Source organism: Halosimplex yunnanense (assembly GCF_054504345.1).
Window position 1 is genome coordinate 379,068 of sequence record NZ_JBTJEL010000034.1, and the last position, 18,605, is coordinate 397,672.

The 18,605-nt window shown below is 60.0% G+C and carries 16 protein-coding genes; 2 read left to right on the forward strand and 14 right to left on the reverse strand.

From position 1 onward, the window contains the following. Positions 1–26 precede the first annotated feature (26 nt). The gene (locus AB2U09_RS13165; RefSeq protein ID WP_459193180.1) at positions 27–1,268 is read left to right on the forward strand and encodes an ABC transporter substrate-binding protein; all 1,242 of its coding nucleotides are present in this window, start codon (positions 27–29) and stop codon (positions 1,266–1,268) included. A 136-nt stretch (positions 1,269–1,404) separates the two neighbouring features. Here AB2U09_RS13165 and AB2U09_RS13170 read toward each other — a convergent pair whose 3' ends face one another. The 7 genes from AB2U09_RS13170 to AB2U09_RS13200 all read right to left on the reverse strand — a co-directional run bounded on the left by AB2U09_RS13170 (position 1,405) and on the right by AB2U09_RS13200 (position 6,995). Next, on the reverse strand, positions 1,405–2,292 hold the full coding sequence (locus tag AB2U09_RS13170; protein ID WP_459193181.1) for an NAD(P)/FAD-dependent oxidoreductase: 888 nt from the start codon (positions 2,290–2,292) through the stop codon (positions 1,405–1,407). 278 nt (positions 2,293–2,570) lie between these two features. Beyond that, positions 2,571–2,912: a hypothetical protein gene (locus tag AB2U09_RS13175; protein ID WP_459193182.1), complete on the reverse strand. Its 342-nt coding sequence runs from the start codon at positions 2,910–2,912 to the stop codon at positions 2,571–2,573. Continuing rightward, entirely contained in the window at positions 2,905–3,474 is a 570-nt protein-coding gene (locus AB2U09_RS13180; protein WP_459193183.1) for a poly-gamma-glutamate hydrolase family protein, read from the reverse strand. Before AB2U09_RS13180 ends, AB2U09_RS13175 begins: the two co-directional genes overlap by 8 nt. A gap of 504 nt (positions 3,475–3,978) precedes the next feature. Then, the gene (locus AB2U09_RS13185; RefSeq protein WP_459193184.1) at positions 3,979–4,296 is read right to left on the reverse strand and encodes an aspartyl protease family protein; all 318 of its coding nucleotides are present in this window, start codon (positions 4,294–4,296) and stop codon (positions 3,979–3,981) included. 325 nt (positions 4,297–4,621) lie between these two features. Then, on the reverse strand, positions 4,622–5,239 hold the full coding sequence (locus AB2U09_RS13190) for a hypothetical protein (RefSeq protein ID WP_459193185.1): 618 nt from the start codon (positions 5,237–5,239) through the stop codon (positions 4,622–4,624). Further along, positions 5,236–5,379, reverse strand: coding sequence for a hypothetical protein (locus AB2U09_RS13195; RefSeq protein WP_459193186.1), 144 nt, complete (start codon positions 5,377–5,379; stop codon positions 5,236–5,238). Before AB2U09_RS13195 ends, AB2U09_RS13190 begins: the two co-directional genes overlap by 4 nt. 38 nt (positions 5,380–5,417) lie before the next feature. Further along, complete coding sequence (locus AB2U09_RS13200; protein ID WP_459193187.1) at positions 5,418–6,995, reverse strand: hypothetical protein; 1,578 nt, start codon at positions 6,993–6,995, stop codon at positions 5,418–5,420. A 185-nt stretch (positions 6,996–7,180) separates the two neighbouring features. Between AB2U09_RS13200 and AB2U09_RS13205 the strand changes: the two genes are divergently transcribed. Next, positions 7,181–7,708 (forward strand): hypothetical protein, encoded by a 528-nt coding sequence (locus AB2U09_RS13205; RefSeq protein ID WP_459193188.1) that lies wholly within the window; start codon positions 7,181–7,183, stop codon positions 7,706–7,708. A 156-nt stretch (positions 7,709–7,864) separates the two neighbouring features. Here AB2U09_RS13205 and AB2U09_RS13210 read toward each other — a convergent pair whose 3' ends face one another. The 7 genes from AB2U09_RS13210 to queC all read right to left on the reverse strand — a co-directional run bounded on the left by AB2U09_RS13210 (position 7,865) and on the right by queC (position 18,577). Beyond that, complete coding sequence (locus AB2U09_RS13210; protein ID WP_459193189.1) at positions 7,865–8,539, reverse strand: hypothetical protein; 675 nt, start codon at positions 8,537–8,539, stop codon at positions 7,865–7,867. 188 nt (positions 8,540–8,727) lie between these two features. Continuing rightward, positions 8,728–10,623: a M48 family metalloprotease gene (locus AB2U09_RS13215; protein ID WP_459193190.1), complete on the reverse strand. Its 1,896-nt coding sequence runs from the start codon at positions 10,621–10,623 to the stop codon at positions 8,728–8,730. Positions 10,624–11,020: 397 nt separating this feature from the next. Then, positions 11,021–12,997 carry a M48 family metalloprotease gene (locus tag AB2U09_RS13220; protein ID WP_459193191.1) on the reverse strand — a complete coding sequence of 659 codons (1,977 nt, stop codon included), beginning with the start codon at positions 12,995–12,997 and terminating at the stop codon, positions 11,021–11,023. A gap of 1,022 nt (positions 12,998–14,019) precedes the next feature. Beyond that, positions 14,020–14,343: a DUF5783 family protein gene (locus tag AB2U09_RS13225; protein ID WP_459193192.1), complete on the reverse strand. Its 324-nt coding sequence runs from the start codon at positions 14,341–14,343 to the stop codon at positions 14,020–14,022. Between the two features lie 680 nt (positions 14,344–15,023). Further along, the gene (locus AB2U09_RS13230) at positions 15,024–16,310 is read right to left on the reverse strand and encodes a PQQ-binding-like beta-propeller repeat protein (RefSeq protein WP_459193193.1); all 1,287 of its coding nucleotides are present in this window, start codon (positions 16,308–16,310) and stop codon (positions 15,024–15,026) included. Further along, positions 16,300–17,472: an outer membrane protein assembly factor BamB family protein gene (locus AB2U09_RS13235; protein WP_459193194.1), complete on the reverse strand. Its 1,173-nt coding sequence runs from the start codon at positions 17,470–17,472 to the stop codon at positions 16,300–16,302. Before AB2U09_RS13235 ends, AB2U09_RS13230 begins: the two co-directional genes overlap by 11 nt. A 403-nt stretch (positions 17,473–17,875) precedes the next feature. Then, on the reverse strand, positions 17,876–18,577 hold the full coding sequence (gene queC / locus AB2U09_RS13240) for a 7-cyano-7-deazaguanine synthase QueC (RefSeq protein ID WP_459193195.1): 702 nt from the start codon (positions 18,575–18,577) through the stop codon (positions 17,876–17,878). Between the last annotated feature and the right edge of the window lie 28 nt (positions 18,578–18,605).

Here is an 18,605-nt window from a genome sequence, read left to right on the forward strand (position 1 = left end):
AAGTATTTTTAGGTTAGCCTAAAACTATGGTCGAGGAAAGTGGTAACCACACGGGAGAGACGAGGCGGAAGGTGCTCAAGTACAGTAGTGGAGTCGCGCTTAGCGGCGTATTAGCGGGGTGTACGGGCGGATTGGGAACCAACGGCACGTCTGCCGCCCCAGAAGAGACGGCTGTCGAATCGCCGACTCCGACGCCTGCAGAGACGACGGCCGAAACGACCGACAACGCGGACGCGACCGTGACGGGGGGCTCCGGCGAGTACTCCGTGACGATGGAGCCGGCAGGCGAGGTGACGTTCGATTCGATTCCCGAACGGTGGATCGCCTACTGTGGCGAGTTCGCCGACATGGGCGTCGCACTCGGACAGGCCGACGGTATGACGGGAATCGGCGGCGCAGACCGCTATTACACCGACGTCTACGACGAACTACCGGGAGTCGAAGTAGATCCGGAACCCCTCGAATCGTACCCGGAAGTCCGAACGAAAGAAGAGTTCTACGAGCTCGAAAACGACGTTCACCTGTACGATCCGCAGATGCTGATCAACTGGTTCGACTGGGACCAGTCCGATCTCGACGAGATCGCCGACAACGTCGCTCCGTTCATCGGAAACTTGATCTTCCGCCGGTCGGACAAATGGCACGACTACCGGTACTACACGCTGTATCAGGCTTTCGAGAAAGTCGCCGAAGTGTTCCAGGAGCGGGAACGCTACGAGGCGTTCAAGGAACTTCACGACGAGTTCATCGCGGATATTCAGTCACGGCTCCCCCCGACCGAGGAACGGCCGAACGTCTTTCTCACCTACGGGGTGAGCAATGAACCGGAGGAGTTCACGCCCTACCGCCTCATCGACAAGGGGACGAGCAAGAAACAGTGGCGTGACCTCGGTGTCGGAGACGCACTCAGCGGGACCGACATCCAGAACCAGAGTTCGGTCGACAACGTCGACCTGGACTACGAGGCCCTGCTCGAACTGGACCCGGACGTCATCCTGATCCGCAATCACGCCCAAAAGTCCGTGGCCGAGTTCCGCGATACTGTGGTCGCGTTCATGGAAGATCATCCCATCGGCGGGGAGTTGACTGCCGTCCAGAACGGCCGGGTCTACCGCGGCGGCTACCTCCACCAGGGGCCGATTCACAACCTCTTCCTGACCGAACAAGCCGCCAAGCAACTCTTCCCCGACGAGTTCGGAGACGTCACGAGCGACACGGAACTGTTCGACCGCCAGCGCGTCGCCGACATCATCACCGGCGACTTCTGAGGTCGCCGGAATCTCCGGCAAACCTCCGGTCTGAATAGGTCGGTCTTACCAACTTGCGGGTTCGACGCTCCGTGGTATAATGTCGTCCACAGTAGATATGGACGTTGTGAGCCGCTGATTCGCTTTTGGCGAGTTCCTACGTCGAGGAGCCTTCCGTTTCGATCTCGCGAGCGCGTTCGACTATCAGGTCGTCGTCGATGGCTTCGAGGAGGCGGCGATGACCGCAACGCTGTCGCTCACGCTGTTCGCTCGGCGTGACGGTCTGGTCCGTCTTCTCTGCGACCCACTGGTCGCGCAACTCGTCGATGCGTGACTCGGAAAGGTCGGCGTCGGCGATTCGATCGGCGAACCGGTCGCGGACGTGGGTTTCCCAGTCGCCACCGGCAACTGACCCTTCGACGAATACCCAGTCGGTGTAGTGGGTCGCCAGCTCTTCGGGATATCCCGCTTCACGTCGGACATCGTGGATGACACCCAGTGCAGCCTCGGCAGCCTGTCCGGCGGCGATAACCGCCTGGTCCTCGGCGGTTCCGAGCCGACCGGCGAAGTAGAGCCCGTCGACGCTGGTTCGCCCATAGCGCTTGCGTTCCGACCAGTCGATGTCGACCGCCCCGTCGGCGTCGAGAAACTCCCCCACGTCGAGACTCCCGAGCCACTCTCGACCGTATTTGGCCGCTGCGACGAGACGATCTGTCGCGTAGGCGTTGCCGGTCGCTGTCTCGACGCGGAACCCATCCGCTGTGCGGTTCGCGGCCACGACCTTCTCACGCTCAACCGTCGCCCCCGCGCGATCTAACTGCGCGTGCAAATACTCGTAGAACGTCGGTGTATCGATCCCGGCCGGGAACCCCGGAAAGTTCTCCAGATGTGCGATCCGACCCAGCGACGAGCGCCCGCGGTCGAGAACGAGCGTCGAGAGCCCGTATCTGCTCGCGAACGTTCCAACCGTCGTCCCTGCTACTCCGCCACCGACGACGATGAGGTCGTACGATCCAGCGCCAGAACCGCTCGATCCGTCGGTCATTGGTCTTCTAGGCGGACCTAGAACATAAGTGATTTTGGGAGGCCGAATCGATAGTGTCTCAACCGAGAAACAGAGGAACCAGTGGGTAATTGTCTCTGGGCCAGGTCGCTGAAGCAGTCCAAGACGATGGGGACTAGATCATTTGGAACCCGTGGTGAGTTGATTCGTCTCGAACTCACTCGCCCGGACCCGTAGCGGACCATTCTTCTTCGTCGATCCCGAGCAACGCTTCGGAAACCCGTCTTCGTCGTTGCCCGCTCTGACCGTCCGAATCCACTCTACTTCACGTCGCTCAGTCCGAACCAGTCGGCCAGTTTGCCGGTTTCTTCCCGAACCTGACGAAACAGTGTGAGCGAGCAGAGGTTTACGCTCTCCGAGCTCCGTTGTCTTGACCGACTCACTCCGTACGCGCTGGATGACCGCATCACTGTTACCTTCGGAGCAGATCCGCGAAGTGGTGAGGACCTGGACACGCCCACGGGATTTCGACCGATAGAGATGAGGTGGACACCGACGAGAGTGCCGGCGGAATAGAGCGTGCCGGCCAGGACGAGCGCCAGCCCCGTCGGATTCAGGCCGAGGAGCAGGAGGTCGCGCAAGCGCCACTCGCCATCAGTCATGCTTGCCCTCACCGCTCGACGAGAGACGTTCGTCGAAGAAGTCCGCAACGGTACGCGCAACTCGCTTGCGGTACCGGTGTGCGATGAGCGCAGGCATCTCGATCTGGATACCTGACTCGGAATCGGTAGTAAGCCGGTTGACGATATTCTCCTGGGTCTTCCCGGCATATCTCATCTCCGAGCGTTCGGTCTCGACGTGGCGCTTGCCGTTGATCGCCTCGGAGATGCGCTCGCCCAGTTCGTCTCGAAGCGTCTTATCAGCGAGTCCCCCGACGAGGACGTCATCGCCCCTGAAAACGTGGAAGCTGATGCAGTAGTCGAACCCACGGTCTGCGACTGTCGCCAGCCCGGGGTAGGACGCGGGGGAGATGTTGGCCGACGTGATGTGAAATCTATCGAACGCGTCGGGACCAAACGCGTGTACGAACCAGGCCGACGCTCGCTCGTCGCCGATGCGCTTGCGGACGATGCCCGCGGCCTGCGCCGTATTGCTCTCGAATCCGTCGTGAGGGGCGCACACGAGGACCGACTCCTGACCTGTATCCCAGAGCGTTTCAGTCACATTGTTACTCTCGAAGGCTTCCATCCGAGTCAGCTCGTGGACCGGGACGATGGAAGATGCGCGGACCGCTGCCGAAGCGTTGAGAGCAAGCCGCTCTCGCCCGTTCCTGGCTATGCGTATCTCTGCATCGCTGTCGTGAATGTCGTGTACGGTGAACGCCGCACTTCGTCCTTCGTCGCCCTCAGGCTTGAGGCGGACCTGTTCGCCTGGGAAACTACCGATCTCTTGAGCGATGTCCCGGCGAAGCGTACAGTATTCGCCATCGCAGAGGAGGGTCGACTGGTCGGACTTCGCCTTGCTGATAGTATACGTCTGCGTCGCGGACGGGATTGCTGATGGGGTCATGTCTGGTCGAAGAGTGTTGCATCGGCGTAGCCGCGCCCGTCGGTGCCGAGTGAGTCTCTCGACCGACTTTGCTGACGGGCGCCTCTGGTTAGGGGAGGGGAACGGGTGGAGGGCCGTGGATGAGCGGAGCAGGTCAGCGGGAGCCAGGTCGGTCGACCGTCACGGTGCGAGTGGGCGTTCGTCGAGTTCGTCGAGAACGTCCCGGCCGACCAGGACATTCGTACTCATGTCCTCGCGATCGCTCAGGCCTGCTTCGACGAGGTGGTGGTGCCCGTCTACTTCGATCCAGACGGGGACGACCGGACGTCGCTCGGAGCCGCTCGCTTGCTTCGTCTTGACGCTCGTGGCGACCGGGCCAGCGCCGACTTCTGCCGCCGTCTTGTGGTCGATAGCCGTCCGAACTGCGCCGGTATCGAATTTCGCTTCGACTTCGGTACTCCCTTCGAGTCCACGAATCGTGACTGATGGTTGCTTCATAACTAATGTTGGTCGTCTGTTCGAATATCTCGTTGTTCGACACCTCACTCGTCCATCCCGAGGATGTCGCGGATGCCGTCGGGAACGTACTCGCGTGGGGCGGGTGAGATGTCGTGGGGGCCTGCGTCAGCGGGGTCCTCGGTCGAGTGGTTTCTGGTGGCCGGCGAAACCGCATCGCCACGGTCGTCGGCGATGTCGTCCTCGCGGCGTGTGGGGTCTGTCGTGGAGGGCTGGTCCCTGCCGTCGACCTGGCGCGTCCGCGGCGCCGGGTCGATGACAGAGTCCGTCGCCGACTCTGCCGGCTGGCTATCCCGCTCGCTGGGACTCAGTTTCCCGAAGAGTCCCCCCCCGACCTGGCTTCGCTGGGCGAAGGTTGGCTGTCCATCCCGACACCGCCGGACTTCTCCGTCTCAGTGAGATCGGTATCCGACGAGTTCTGGATACCCGCCTGGCCAGATTCAGCATTGCCGCGTCCGGTTTCACGGCTGGACTCGTCCTGACCCAGAAGGACGGGGTTGTCACGGTCCCCGCGCTCCATCGGGTCCGCATCGCCGTCCAGGCCGCTCCGCTCGGCCGTCTCCAGACCACCGATGTCCTCGTCGCGCTCCCGGCTCTGGTCGGCGACCTCGTCGTCTTCGTCGCTGGTGGTCGCGTCCGCCTCATCTGCGTTTGTGGCCAGGAAGTGCCGCTTGATGAGCCAGATCGCCAGCGAAGAGACGAGCACACCGAGCAACGCCAGCAGCCCGATGACGGTCAGCGGTGAGACCTCATCGCCGATGGTCGGCGAGAAGCCCGTGCTGACGATCGCCCAGGCGCCGATACCGGCACTCACGACCAGGAACACGCCGAGCGCGGACATCAGCCAGCGGGCGACCTGTTCGACGCCCGACTCCGCCGAAGACGAGGCCGAGTCTGCGGTCGCGTCAGAGTCCGTCGACCTCATCGAATCACCCCCGCAACGGTGGTGAAGGCGTCCGCGGCGACCTCGTCGGCGACGTCGATGACGACGCCGAGCGCCTGTGCGTTCGAACCGCCAAACGTGGCGGATTCCGAGTGTCGTTCGTGATGTTCGTGTTCGTACATTGGATTATCTGTTGGAATAGTGGTAGATGGGGTCTCGTTTACCCGAACTGCTTGAAGGAGTCGACCGCGTTGTCGATGCCGAAGAACCCGCCGAGGGAGATCCAACTCGGACCCCCGACCACATCGTACTCCGTTGCGCCCTCGACGATCATCGTCGTGATCATGGATTTGTCGACGCCGAGCTCGGCGGCCAGGTTGGACTCGACGATGTCGATATCGGCCATGATAGGGTCTTGCGAGCCCCCGACGACGAGCACGACGAAGATATCCGTCAGCGCCTCCGTGTTGACCGGCCCCCGAGCGTGATACGGCAGCAGGCGCGACGCGATGGTCAGCGATTCCTCGTAGCCGTCCGGCTGCGCGATGGCCGGGTGGCGGCCGGCGAGGTCGTCTTCGGAGCGCACGAGCAGCGACGCCGGCACGAACGTCTCACCTGCCAGGTGGGTCGCGTCGATGTCTGCCGGGTCCATGTCGGCCTCACGGCCGTTCGTATACAGATCTTCGGGCTGATCCCGCGCGATGTGTTCGAGCGAGAAGGTTTCAGCCAGCGTCAGATTGGCCCAGCCCGGCTCGCGCATTTCACGGATCTCGCGGTTCGTCGAGACGGTGCGGTCGATCTGGGTCCAGTCGGTCGACTCGTGGATCGACCCCCGGTGTTTGACGATCTCGTCGACCGTCCAGTCGAACCGGGCCGCCGCACCCGAGATGGCCATGTGGTCCTTCGAGACGACGTAGTTGCGCGAGACAAGCCTGTCCTCGCGGAGGCCCTCGAGGGACCGGAAGGTTTCGAAGGCCTGCTGCTGGTTCGTCATCAGCGACCCGTCGACGGTCTGGACCTCCTGGCTGTCCGTGATGCTGGGCATCTGGATCTCCAGGGTGATCGAATGGCCGCCCATCTCGGCCGAGGGGATAGCTCCGTCGCGGAGCCCCGCGTCGAAGGTCGCGGCGAACGCGGTTGACGTCCCGCCGCCGAGTTTCAAGGGGACGAATGCGTCGAAGACGGTGTTTCCGTTCAGGGTCTCAGCGACCGGCTCGAAGTTCTCCGCGTAGCGAGCGAACGAAGCCAGTCCAAGGTGCTGGTTCGTACCCCGACCGTCCCCGATGACGAACGTCTCGATGACGTTCTCGAGGACGTAGTCGACCATCTCGGCCGCCTTCTCGTCCTCGTCGACGTTGATCGCTTCACTCTGTTTGATGGCGTGCTCGAGGATGCCCCGCAGGCGGTCCTCGCCGGTCGAGTCCATGATCAGGAACTCGAACCCGTCGAAGGCCCTGCCCTGCGGGTCGAACTTGCCGCCGGCCGGGGGGATCCGCTCGAACTTGATGAGCTCCCTGCCGATGAAGTTCAACAGCATCGTCAACGCGAACCGGGAAGCGCCCGTCCCGAGCCCGGGGATCACCCGGCGCCGGTGGTTCGGGTTCGCCGCTCTGAGGTCCGAACTCATCTGATCGCGAACGTTCGATTCTGCGTCCGTGAGCATCCCCGAGACCGTGTCGTACTCTCCGTAGCCGTGGAGAGCGTCGTTACCCCTGCTCCCGGTGCTCTCGCTCTCACGAGACTTCCCATCGCTTCCATTGCCCGGCTTCTCGCCGCGCTTGTCTTGTCTGGTCGTCATCTGTTGTCTACCTCGCCCCTCGCTGGGCGTACTCGATTGTATGGTGGTGTTGTATAAGGAGATACCCTCCTAACTGAATGAGTGTTTGATTTGATGGCCAATTCCGGATTAAAATCGAATTCCGATTCCGAAGTCAGTTTGAACTCCCCACAAACCACTCATGTAGCTCCCCGGAATGTCGGGCGATGCCCTCCAAGACAACGAATTACGATCGAGATGCCTTCAAGACGCTTGTAGAGACAGTAAAGGGAGCAGGTTGGGAGTTTTCAGGCGGACAAGTCGTCCAGAGATTCACCAATGCCGCCCGAGACGAGAGAGGAGAAGAGACTGTCACGTTCACTCTCCCCGGGACCGGTGCACGACTTCGAGTCACTTGTCCGGACCGTACACGCCGCTGTTTGTGCCGGTTCGGTCTCGTCGTGCCGCTAGATGAGGGTCTCGGATTCGGGTGTGATAACCTGACGTTCGTAGGCGATCTCTGTGACGTCCATCACGCTATCGCACGCCGGCACGTGAGTCCGTATCTGACGCCGGAGGCCGAGCCGAACCTGATCCTTCATGGCAGAGTTCCCCGCGACTTCGACGAAAACGATCTCGTAGAGGCGTTTACTGCGTGTGAACGGGCCGGGCGTGAAGCCGACCGCTGTCATACGCTCATCTACGACATTTTCAAGCGATTCGGCGATCCCGATTCCGACCGGATCAGTGACTGAATTCCGGAACGGCATCGACGCTGGCCATCGACGAGTACCGCGGTCCCCCGAAAGATCTGTCGCCCGATGGCTACCACTAGGAATCCCGCCGTGAGCAAGAGTGTAAGGTAGAATCCGCCTCGAGAACCGTTTAGTGAAATATTCTCTCCCGATAGGTTACAGGAATCGTGGGCCGCCCCTCTCCGGTTCGTCGTCGAAGAGGCTCTCGATGCTCTCGTTGGTCATGTCTTGGAACCCGTCCACCAAGACGACGATATCGTCCTCCGGGCGCACGACCGACGTGATGAACTGATTGATCTCGCCGTTTCGCCGCAGGAAGTAACAGGAGTATGGGCTGTCGACTACCATCTCGTCGTGGAAAACGACCCATCCACTGGTGTCTTCGTTTAGGGCCGCTTTGTCCTCCACCGGCCTCGAAGCCTTTGCGGGGCCCTCATATTTCTCTGGGAAGAACTTCTTCGGGACAGTGAGCTTCCAGGAAGAGATCGAGCCGCTTTCGTTCATCGGCTTGGGCCCGTAGGACCCTTGTCCGACGTGTTGGTAGCGTTTCTCCTCGGTTTTGGGGCCCCTCGGGTTCGCTTTCGACTCCTCCAGTTGCGGATACGACATCACGATCAACCCGCTGTCGGTCTGGTAGTGCCAATCAATTTCATCGCTCTCGCGGAACGGTGGAGTGAGATCGTCCGGGAGGCTCCCCGCCACTGTACGGTCGGATTCATCGGGGTCAATGAGTATCGAGGGGAGCCCGATGTACGCCTGGTCTCCACTACCGTTGACCGACGCCTCCCCCGCAAGATACCAAGTCACTCCATCAGAACTCTCGGAACCCATAGCGGAACAGATCACCGAGAGTATAAATATGTTTGAGGAAGGGTTTGCGCTCGAAGTCGGACATGAACCACTCTAGGATAGTCCCGGCCCAGCGAGAGCCCGATTACCGCTGATATACGAATCTGGATAGCAGAGGCCTGTGCCGGCCGCCGATATCTACAACATTGTTGACAAGACTACAATACAGGTCACCGGTCGTCTAACTTCGGTAACCCAACGTCGGCCGCATCCTCGGGAATCGGTCGATCCGGGTCGATTGCACGTTTTCGCTCCTCCAAGAGCGGATGTGCGGTCACACTGAAGGACGAGAACATCGGATGGAAGAACCCACTACCGTCTCTCGGATCCGTCACCGCCGACACACCCGATGTCATAGCGTCACGCGTCACAAGACCCTGACCATCGTCTGTCGACTCTCCCGCATCATCCGTCGTCTTCTCCGATGTGTCCGTACCCCTGTCACCGTCTTCGGACAGTGTATCGAGTGCCGAGAGGAGGTCCTCGTTTGATGTCTGGTCGCTCGCGTACAGGTCTGCCCGGTACTCACGCCTGCGGAAGTCTGCGATCGCATATATTACCGATTGACCAAGGCCCGTGAACACCGCGATGAACGGCGTCACGAATCGGATAAATGCGTCCGAATACGGGAGCGTCTTGCCAGAGTGGGGCAGATGGTGGGCTTCTTCGTGCGCAAGGACGGCGCGGAGCTCATCCTCGTCTAGCTCCCCGATCACGTCGGTTGATACAATGATTGCTCGTGAGCGTGGCAGGCGAACCGCTCGGAGGGTCCGGTTTCCTGAGACGACGAAAACTGGCGTGTCGGTGCGATTGTCCCACTCGAAGTTCGGTCGATACGAAGACAGTCGCGGGTATTCCTCGATGGAAGACAGGTACGCACGCAGTTCTACGACGTGAGCGACCGCGTGTGCTACCGTCGCAGAAACCGGGTAAATTATCATCAAAACACAGACCGATGCCGCAAAAGTGCCGACTTCGAGGGCGATCCCTCCCGGGGTTTCAAGAGTGAACGAGTCGGAGACGACAACCAGTAGGAGCGCCCCGGAGAGGACGAGCCCCACATAGAACAAAAGGATCGTCAAGGCGGCGAAAACGGCCTGCTTGGGGGTACTCAAGTTGGAGATGTCTACGTCGCGTTTCCACTGTTCAACCATAGACCCCTCCTCGTAGGCCTGGTACATCAGGCCGAAACACAGACCCAGATATCCGAACGCGATCGCATCTGTCAGCTGGGCGTTGAAAAGAGACGGCATCAGTGACTCCGTAAGTACCGCCAAGACGAAATAAAACATCGAGGGGACAGCACACGCCGCTACTAATCCAAAGTTAGTTCTCGAGATGAAGATCTGCTTCCCGACGGGCCGAAGAGTTGCGCGGTCGAATAATCGAAATCTCGTCCCTCGGACAACGTCCAGAGCTAACACAAGGCTCATTACGAGGATCAGGACAGAGTATCCTGAGATCGCAATGTGCACCCACCACGGGGAATCATTCAGGTAGATCATTGCGAGCATCAAGCTGAAAAAAGCCAGTTGCAGAGCAATTATCGGCCATCCCACTTTTCTCTCCGTCTTTTCGACCCCGTATCCAATGTCGAGCAACTCGAGGAATTCCTCTGGGGGCGACATAAACAGCGGGCGCAAGGATAGGCTTCCTGAGATGGACGATGCAGCCCCGAGACCGACTAAAACGATTACGAAATCATGCCCGGAGATAGTCAGTTGCGTGTCCGTGACGAATGGATAGACCAGATGTGACATGAGGGTCGCGAGACACATTAACATCAGACCGAGCAACGCGAGTGCGATATGATTCCGCCAACGAGAGGGAGAGAACGATAATTCCGTCACAGTGGCCCCACCCTCTGGCTCCGGAGTGAGGGCCCACCGATAATAGTCGTCGGACTCCCCTCGTGAGTGAACCCCCGTTATTTCCTTTGAGTTGCCGCGTTCGTGTGTCTCGGATAGGGAAACGCCGGATAAAACCTCACGGAGTGATGATTCGACCGTCGACACGTCGGAGTCGAACTGACGACGGTGGCGGGTCCTCAGGAGTTTACTTGCCATTTCTCCGTCTTCTACCGGAGGTCTCCACTCGTCTGGAAGGCTTTCGTCATCGTCGTCTAGAATACCCCACATGACGTATACTTATGCCGAAGTGTATGTTTCGAAGTCCACCCACCGAGCGGTATTCAACACTGTTCTCACCTGTTCCAGTAGTGAAGACGGTCTACAAAAGACTTGGGGAAACGGGCAACACGGTGGTTCTGATGGCTGATATTCGATTTTATCGGGCCAAGGATATCGGGAGCGTCCACAGTGGGTTCTCGGTCACCTACGCCATCATATCCGAAATGTCATATAATATATGATGATGGTCGTTTCCCCGTGACATATCGGAGGATCTGCTGGGCTCCCCATTGAAGCAACAGATCAAGTCATGGGCGGAAGATCAGACTAAGACTTATTCTCGAAGCGTAATATCTTCGGCGTCCTTTGGTGACCGCCTATCGGGATCGATTGCCTGTTTCCGTTCTTCCAGTAACGGATGTGCGATGACAGTGAAAGACGAGAACAGAGGGTGAAACAGGCCTTCACCGTGCCGAGGATCGGTCCCGAAGCCGATATCACCGGTGAGAGCGTCGCGCGTTAGCGTACCGCCGTCAGTATCAGTTGACGGGATCTCAGTGTCGTCACAAGCCGTCTCTACAGGTGGTTGAGAAGATGGCGCGTCCTCGGCCAATTTATTCAACGCTGAGAGGAGCGTCTCAGCGGAAGTCCGAGCGCGAGCGTATTGGTCTGCACGATACTCTCTCCGTCGGAATCCGAAAAGAGCATACAGCACTGCTTGGCTCAATCCGAGTGTCGTACCCACGAATGGGGTGACCAATCGAAGGGAGGCGTCAGAAACGGAGAACCACCGACCGTGGCGGCGAAGATGCGACTCCTCGTGTGCGAGGACCGCGCGTAGTTCGTCGTCGTTTAACGCGGCGATCGTCTCGGTCGGAAGAAATATCGCCGGTGTCTCCGGGAGTCTGACTGCCCGAGGTTCCCCGTCGCCATTTGTAACGATAACTGGGGCATCAATTTGACTCTCCCATCTGAATGAGGGAGCGTATGCCGAGAGGGTCGGGTTCGTGTCGATTATTCGTCGATGAGCTTGGATCCGAGTTATTTGACGGCGGAGTTGATAGATGAGACCACAAATCATGTAGCTAAACGGCAATAGTGCTATTGCGTACCATTGGGCCCGTTCGGCGAACGACCCTCTTCCTAGGAGCTCAGATGACCAAAACGGACTCAAAACGAGGTCAAACGCGGCAACGAGTGTCGAAAGGGCTCCGACCCAGAAGAAGAGCGAGATCGCACCCGCCCATATCGCGAGTCGTAGTCTGCTGAGTGAGGCGATGTCTACGTCCCGTTTCCACGTCGTCGCGAACGAGGTCTCACGATACCATTTGAAGAGGGCTAGAACTGCCCCGATGAGAAATAGTGCAAGTAGAAAATGGATGACCCAGTCTGGTGGATATGTTCCCTCGGGACCATACCAGCCAATTGTGCTCTGATAACCGACGAGATACACAGTCGGAGCCAAGATAGTGAACGTCGATGTAAGGAGAAGCGATCGGACAGGTCCACCCTTTTTGCCCTTATTCTCCATCGTGATTCGATTAGCTAACTGAAGGCGGGTTTGGAGGCGATAGTCCACAAAGAGGAGACAGCAAAGCGTCAGCATCACTGCCGACATACCGGCCAATGTGTAACCGCTGATGGTAGAAACGCTCTCAGCCTGCCATCCAGTTATGTACGCGTAAGATACACAGATGCACAGCAGTGGAATGAGGAGACTCAAATGAACGCATGCTCGGGTCCGCTTTGTGAGGAGTGATCCAGTATCCCACTTACTGAGGGGCTCCGGAAACTGTGAGAAGCCGAATTTTAAACCGAACAGTATCAAAGTCATTGCTTGAAACAGTGCCCCGGCGAGAATCCCAGCGATTCCAAGAGAGAAGAAGCTGGTCACTTCACCATTTATCAGCGATCCGTATGCGATAGTTGCACCCAACCAGAGGAGTATGTACCCCATCAAGACGAACGACATGACGGTTCGCCACCTCGGGTAGAGCCACACCTCTTCCGTCACGACCCAGGAATCTGACGGTTCCTGATGGACCTTCCATCGATAGAGGTTCGTAAACAGAATGTTTCCAGTGAGGCCAGTGGTTTCCGAAACCTCGTCCGATTCTGATGGGAACGAGAGTTCGAGATCTTCGATCCCTGCTTTGTCGACAATCGATGTTGCCGATGGGCGAGAACTACTTGAGACCCGGCGTGAATGGGTGTGAATCAGCAGTAATGAAGAGAGGACGTCTTCCGTAACCGGTGGGAGCCACCAAGTCGGGATTGATGTGTTGGCTTCCGCCTCAGTTTCCGGAGTCATTGGATGCACCCGTTCGAGTTTTCAGCAAAGCGAGAGATAAGAAACCGCTATTCGATCACTTCCGTATGGACAGATACCAGAAGAGATGCAGTTACTGCTTCTAAACATGCTGGGCTGAATACTACAATTTACTGAGCTATTGTAGTGGTTTCGCTCTCTAATATCACGCATGGGAATCCAGACGGTCGATCTATACTCCTAAGATCGAGTACGAGGAAGTACGTGAGCCCAGGAGTCTCGATCAGTACTGGACCTCAAATTTGTCCTACACCGGCAGTTGGATTCTTCCTGTCACTCCCCGTAAAAGCGCCAAATCACGATGGAATGGACTATACATTCCGAAGGTGGGAGACAAAAGTTGGCGGTACCAACCACGCGATGGGAGGGAAAACGACAACGAGAGTGATACAAAAACGGGGTATCAAGACGGACGAAGATTGTGGCCGAGTTCGAGAAGAAGTCAAAATCCACCCCGATTGGGAGTGGATTTTCGTGGTGGATACGAACCCTGAACAAGTGCTGTAATCAAAACGGGCAATCGAGTGAACACCGTCTGTCAGCACGTGTTGTCGTGTAACCGCAGTCGTATGAGCGAATCATCAGGAGGACATGTAGTCTAGATGGCGATGTTATACGGTCCTGGTGGACTGAACGGGCGAGGCGTGCTCGCGTTCAGTTCAGTCGCCTGCGCGGGCCACTATCCGCACGGGCGATGCGGAAGGCGCGGATATCCCGCGTGGTTCGAGAGAGCGAAGCTCTCTCGTCACTGAGCGAATCGGAGATTCGCGAGGTCTGCGAGAGCTGTGCTCTCGCCCGATCCCGAAAATCTCCGATTTTCGGAGACAGCGACCGCGAGCGCGCCGAGGGCTTTCATCGCGTGCTATCCGTAGCGAGCGCGTCCATCTACCGTCCTCCCACAGAGAAACTCGCAGAACCGACTGCTCAACACGAACTCACGAGCTGGTTCGGGCGAACAGCCACCTGGAACGGAGGATTGCAACACCGCCTCGGATCCCCATCACTCAGGACGCTTCGAAGCCGAAGATCCGCTGCAATTCGAGTTCGATCCGGGCGGCGAACTCGGCAAGAACGGTTTCGAACGTCTCGTCGTCGACGGGGAGATCTCCAACTCGCTCGCGGGGATTGTCGGGAAGTTCGAGCCGAAACTCGCCGTCGCCCTCGTAGAACGGTTCGCTTTCGTTGAGCACCTGCCGGTCGATCGACTTGAGCAGCGTCGAGTCGTACCGGCCGTGGAAGTGCTGGTACGCGTTCTTGTACGCGGTCTGGAGCTCGTCCATGTAGTGGACGTACTTGTCTTCGAACTGCTCCGGGTCGAACGCTGTCATGCTCACAGATACGAGCACACACCTGTAAACGACTTCGCTCGATGCAGCTTCCGACTCCGAGTGCATCGCAGACGGCTGCCGTGTCCCTCACGACCGAGACGGACCGCCGACAGCCGGTCGCTGTATCGCCGGCCACAGCGACGAACGAGATTCCAGCGATCAGCTGGTGCCAACTCGTCGGCGCCAACGCGCTGCTCTGACCGAGTGACGACGCTCAGATCCGACTATACACCCACTTGATCCATAAAACCCAATATGTAAACACAAACTAGAAGACATGTGTATTGATCGGTCGCTGCAAATCACCCGCAAACGGTGCCCTCCCAAACGATGGTGAGTGAACGAGATCCCACAGCGACGACTGTATCATACAAATAGCAGGATCAAAGCAGGAGTTTGAAGGAGGATACAAATTCTGACGTGATGGCGCAGTATCCGAGTATCCCGTTCGAGACGAGAAAATGTAGGCAGTTTGATCGCCGTCTATGCGGGCTGGGGGCGAGTATTCCGTTGGTGGTGGCGAGCGACGTGGTGGAGACCACGAGCGGCCGAGCGGAGTGAAGCCCACGGCCTGTATCCGAGCCGACTCTCGCGTCCGGGCTTCGGTACGTTCTCACCCGTCCGGTCCGTCCATCTCGGGCGCTCGGTGTCTAACTCCGCCCACTCGTAGTTTGTCTCGTTCACGAAACGGAGAACTTCGCGACCGCCCCGTCGTCGAGATACGAGACGTAGACCGAGTTCGAATCCGTGGCCAGACCGAGTCGGCTGTACGAGTCCGGTTCGTGCGTCCACGCTGTCGTCCCAGTCGATCGGTCGAAGGCGACGAGCTGTCGGTCCGACGCCAGAAGCACAGTCTCTCCGAGTGCTGCGATGTCACTGACGTCGGGAACTGCGGCGGTCGTCTTCCAGCGGCGCGTCCCGTCCGGTTCGAAGCAGTCGATTCGACCCATGACCCCGCCGTCGGGATCATCGACACGACTTCCGACGAAGACGGCATCGGTGCCAGGTTCGACGTGTCGGATCTGGTAACCCGCAGGTTGCTGCCAACGGCGCTGCCCAGTTTTCCGATCGAGGGCCACGATCTCGTCACCCGAATCCGTTTCGTGGGTGAGATAGATCGCCGTTCCGAGATACGGGCCGGCTTGATGCTCGGTGTCGGCCAGCGTCTGGCGCCACTGGCGGGTCCCGTCGTCGATCGCGTACGCTGTGAGCGTGGCGTCGTGGTAGGTCACGACGAGCGACTCGTCGGCGACGGCCGATACGTAGGGTGGTCGCGGATCAGTTTCCCATCGTACACTGCCGTCAGCGAGCGAGAGCACAGTAACACGTGACTGGTCGCCGTCGGATGGCAGGGGAAGCGCGAATCCTGCGGCCGTTAGACCGGGAAGCCGGTGGGAACTCGTCGACAGGGTGAACCGGGTCGCGCCCGTTTGCGCGTCGAATCCGCGAACAGTGGGGTCGTCGTACACCGGAACGTTCTCGACGACCAGTGGGCCGGACTTCGCGAGGTGGCCGCGGCGGTGGACGCCCTCATGGCTCCACAGGAGATCGCCCGAGCTGTCGACGGCGTAGACGTCGCCGTCGGTACTCCGGACGTGGTGGGCGCTTCCGCCGCTCGCTGCAACGGGGCGGCTATCGATCAGACCGCCCGTCTTGTACGCGAACGCCCGGTCTCCCGTGGCGGGATCGAACGCGTGTAACTGCTTGTCCTGTGCGCCGACGAGGAGGAACTCGTCGCCGGCCGCCGGTGGACTGGCCGTGCTCGCGTTCGAGAGCGACTGTCGCCACTCGGGCGATGGCCCGCCGAACGACGTGACGTTCGAACAGCCGGTGACACCGACCGCACCGACTACGCCGATCGTCTGTAGGACGCGCCGGCGTGTGCTCGCCCGCTGGTCTGCCGACGGTGTTCGATCGGTCTCCCCGTTGTGCGTATCAGCCTCTCGCGGCGGTCGATCACTCGGCATCGAGCACCTCGCCACCGAGTCGAGCCAGCTGCCACTCCTGGCCGAGATACACACCGTCGCCGGCGGCTGCGGCCCACTTGACCGATCCGCCGTCGAGGTAGCCTTCGAACCGATACGCACTGATCTGTTCCCCCTCGGTGTCGTGAACGTAGAGTCCAGTCGGCGAGAACGAGACCTCGCCGCCCGGACCCCGGTTCTCGTTCGTACCGCCAACGAGGGTGACGAGCCTGTCGCCGACGAGCGTCGGGCCGGCCGTGACGGCGCTGGCTAGTTCGGCACGCCATTGTCGGGTTCCGCTGGCCCGATCGAATGCGGCCAGATAGTAGTCGGCGCCGCCGACGAACACGCGGTCGTCGACCACGAGCGGGCGCGTGAGCAGGGTGTTCTCCAGCGCTCCGCGCCAGCGCTCGTCGCCGGTCTCGACGTCGATGGCCAGCAGCTGTTCGGTTGGGCTCCCGACGTAGGCCGTGCCGCCGGCGACCGTCACGTCCGCGACAGCGGCCCCGAGGTCGACACGCCAGTCCTCGGTCCCGTCGGCGGCGATGCGGCGAAGGGTTCCGTCGAGTAGCCCGAGGATGACACACGTTCCGTCCGTAGCCGGCGTGCCCGCAATCGACGACGGGAGACCGTAGTCGAACAGGTGGTCGCCGGTAGCGCGGTCAAACGCTTCGAGCCTGTCAGGGATGTCGTCCCCGGTCCCAGAAACGGGGACGACGACGCGCTCGCCGACGGGCAGCGGCGCGAACTGGACGACTCCCGGGTCGGCGTCGTCGACCGGTGCTATCGGGACTCGCCACGCGATCTGCCCGTTCCGGTAGTCGACGGCGAAGACTTCCTCGGCTCTCGTAAACGCGTAGGCGAACGTGTCGTCGAACCCGATCGGTGACTTGCGGCCCTTCCGTCCGGTGACTGCCCACAGTTCGTCGCCCGTCTCGGGGTCGCGGCCGGTCACCACCGGATCGTCGTCGAACGGGCTCTGGGACCCGACCAGCAGTGGGCCGCCAGACGGGTATTCGACCGGCGTCGGTGCGTCGAGTGGGGCCTGCCATTGCGTCGGCATCGGGAGGGAATGATCGTCGCCGGTGAAAACGCTGCAACCGCCCAGCCCTGCGGCGAGCGCGGGGAGTGTTTTCAGCGCTTCCCTGCGCGTAAAGGGGACCATCTGTTCGAAGCTCTCCGTCCATTCGTTTCAATGTCACCATCTCCACCCGACAGTGGCAGCGAACCGCGTCCCGGTATCACTGAAGCGTCTCCATAGCGCCGAAACTTCGGCTACGAACGCCTCGGTCATCGGGGCGCAAGAAATCGACCCGGCGGTGCGGTTACTGGACTCCGCCGCGTGCACTTTTCGTCGCCCAGCGACCGGGAGCGGTTCGGAGCGCAACTCTGCGACACCCTCGGAAGGTACTCGTTACCAGCAGACGGTCGGGCCGATATCTGGGACGCGCTGGCTGGACTAAACGAGGTTCATGATTCCCATCGCGCTCTGTCAGCCCTTGGGTGTACCGTGGTACTCGGTGACGACCCCCGCATTCACGTCCGCCACAGCGATTCTCGATCGAAGCCTACGAATCCGAGAGGTAGTCCGGCCGCTCGGCGTACTCGATGGGGTCTGTGACGCCGAGCCGCTGGAACGCCTGGAGTCGGAACGCACAGGCATCACAGGTTCCACAGGCGGGCGCGTCGTCCCGGTAGCAACTCCACGTGAGCTCGTAGGGCACGTCGAGTTCCAGGCCCCGTTCCGCGATGTCGGTCTTCGACCAGTCGACGAACGGCGCGACGAGTTCGATCTCCGATTCGGGCTTCGTCCCAACCTGCATGACCTGCTGGAACGCATCGAAGAACTCGGGTCGACAGTCCGGATACCCGGAGAAGTCCTCGCTGTGCGCACCGATGAAGACCGCCGAACAGTCGTTGGCTTCCGCGTACGAGGTCGCCATCGAGAGGAGGTTCGCGTTCCGGAATGGGACGTAGGACGTGGGGATCTCGTCGCTATCGAGGTCCGCGTTCGCGACGTCGATCTCGCTGTCCGTCAGGCTCGAAGCGCCGATCGCCGCGAGGTGTCGCGTCTCCACGTGGAGGAACTCGGCCGCGTCGACTTCCGACGCGAGCGCCTCGGCGCACTCCCGCTCCTTCTCTTCCGTTTCCTGCCCGTACGACGTGTGGAAGAAGTACGGCTCGTAGCCGCGGTCCATCGCCTCGTAGACGGCCGTCGCGCTGTCCATTCCGCCCGATACGAGGATCACTGCTCCGTTGTCGTTAGTCATTGGTCACTGGTGAGTTGTCGTCGAATGG

What these genes read in the sequence shown, in the direction of transcription:
- AB2U09_RS13165 (WP_459193180.1), top strand. Translation starts at nt 27, where the DNA reads ATGGTCGAGGAAAGTGGTAACCACACGGGAGAGACGAGGCGGAAGGTG.
- AB2U09_RS13170 (WP_459193181.1), bottom strand. Translation starts at nt 2,292, where the DNA reads ATGACCGACGGATCGAGCGGTTCTGGCGCTGGATCGTACGACCTCATC.
- AB2U09_RS13175 (WP_459193182.1), bottom strand. Translation starts at nt 2,912, where the DNA reads ATGACTGATGGCGAGTGGCGCTTGCGCGACCTCCTGCTCCTCGGCCTG.
- AB2U09_RS13185 (WP_459193184.1), bottom strand. Translation starts at nt 4,296, where the DNA reads ATGAAGCAACCATCAGTCACGATTCGTGGACTCGAAGGGAGTACCGAA.
- AB2U09_RS13190 (WP_459193185.1), bottom strand. Translation starts at nt 5,239, where the DNA reads ATGAGGTCGACGGACTCTGACGCGACCGCAGACTCGGCCTCGTCTTCG.
- AB2U09_RS13195 (WP_459193186.1), bottom strand. Translation starts at nt 5,379, where the DNA reads ATGTACGAACACGAACATCACGAACGACACTCGGAATCCGCCACGTTT.
- AB2U09_RS13200 (WP_459193187.1), bottom strand. Translation starts at nt 6,995, where the DNA reads ATGACGACCAGACAAGACAAGCGCGGCGAGAAGCCGGGCAATGGAAGC.
- AB2U09_RS13205 (WP_459193188.1), top strand. Translation starts at nt 7,181, where the DNA reads ATGCCCTCCAAGACAACGAATTACGATCGAGATGCCTTCAAGACGCTT.
- AB2U09_RS13210 (WP_459193189.1), bottom strand. Translation starts at nt 8,539, where the DNA reads ATGGGTTCCGAGAGTTCTGATGGAGTGACTTGGTATCTTGCGGGGGAG.
- AB2U09_RS13215 (WP_459193190.1), bottom strand. Translation starts at nt 10,623, where the DNA reads ATGGCAAGTAAACTCCTGAGGACCCGCCACCGTCGTCAGTTCGACTCC.
- AB2U09_RS13220 (WP_459193191.1), bottom strand. Translation starts at nt 12,997, where the DNA reads ATGACTCCGGAAACTGAGGCGGAAGCCAACACATCAATCCCGACTTGG.
- AB2U09_RS13225 (WP_459193192.1), bottom strand. Translation starts at nt 14,343, where the DNA reads ATGACAGCGTTCGACCCGGAGCAGTTCGAAGACAAGTACGTCCACTAC.
- AB2U09_RS13230 (WP_459193193.1), bottom strand. Translation starts at nt 16,310, where the DNA reads ATGCCGAGTGATCGACCGCCGCGAGAGGCTGATACGCACAACGGGGAG.
- AB2U09_RS13235 (WP_459193194.1), bottom strand. Translation starts at nt 17,472, where the DNA reads ATGGTCCCCTTTACGCGCAGGGAAGCGCTGAAAACACTCCCCGCGCTC.
- queC (WP_459193195.1), bottom strand. Translation starts at nt 18,577, where the DNA reads ATGACTAACGACAACGGAGCAGTGATCCTCGTATCGGGCGGAATGGAC.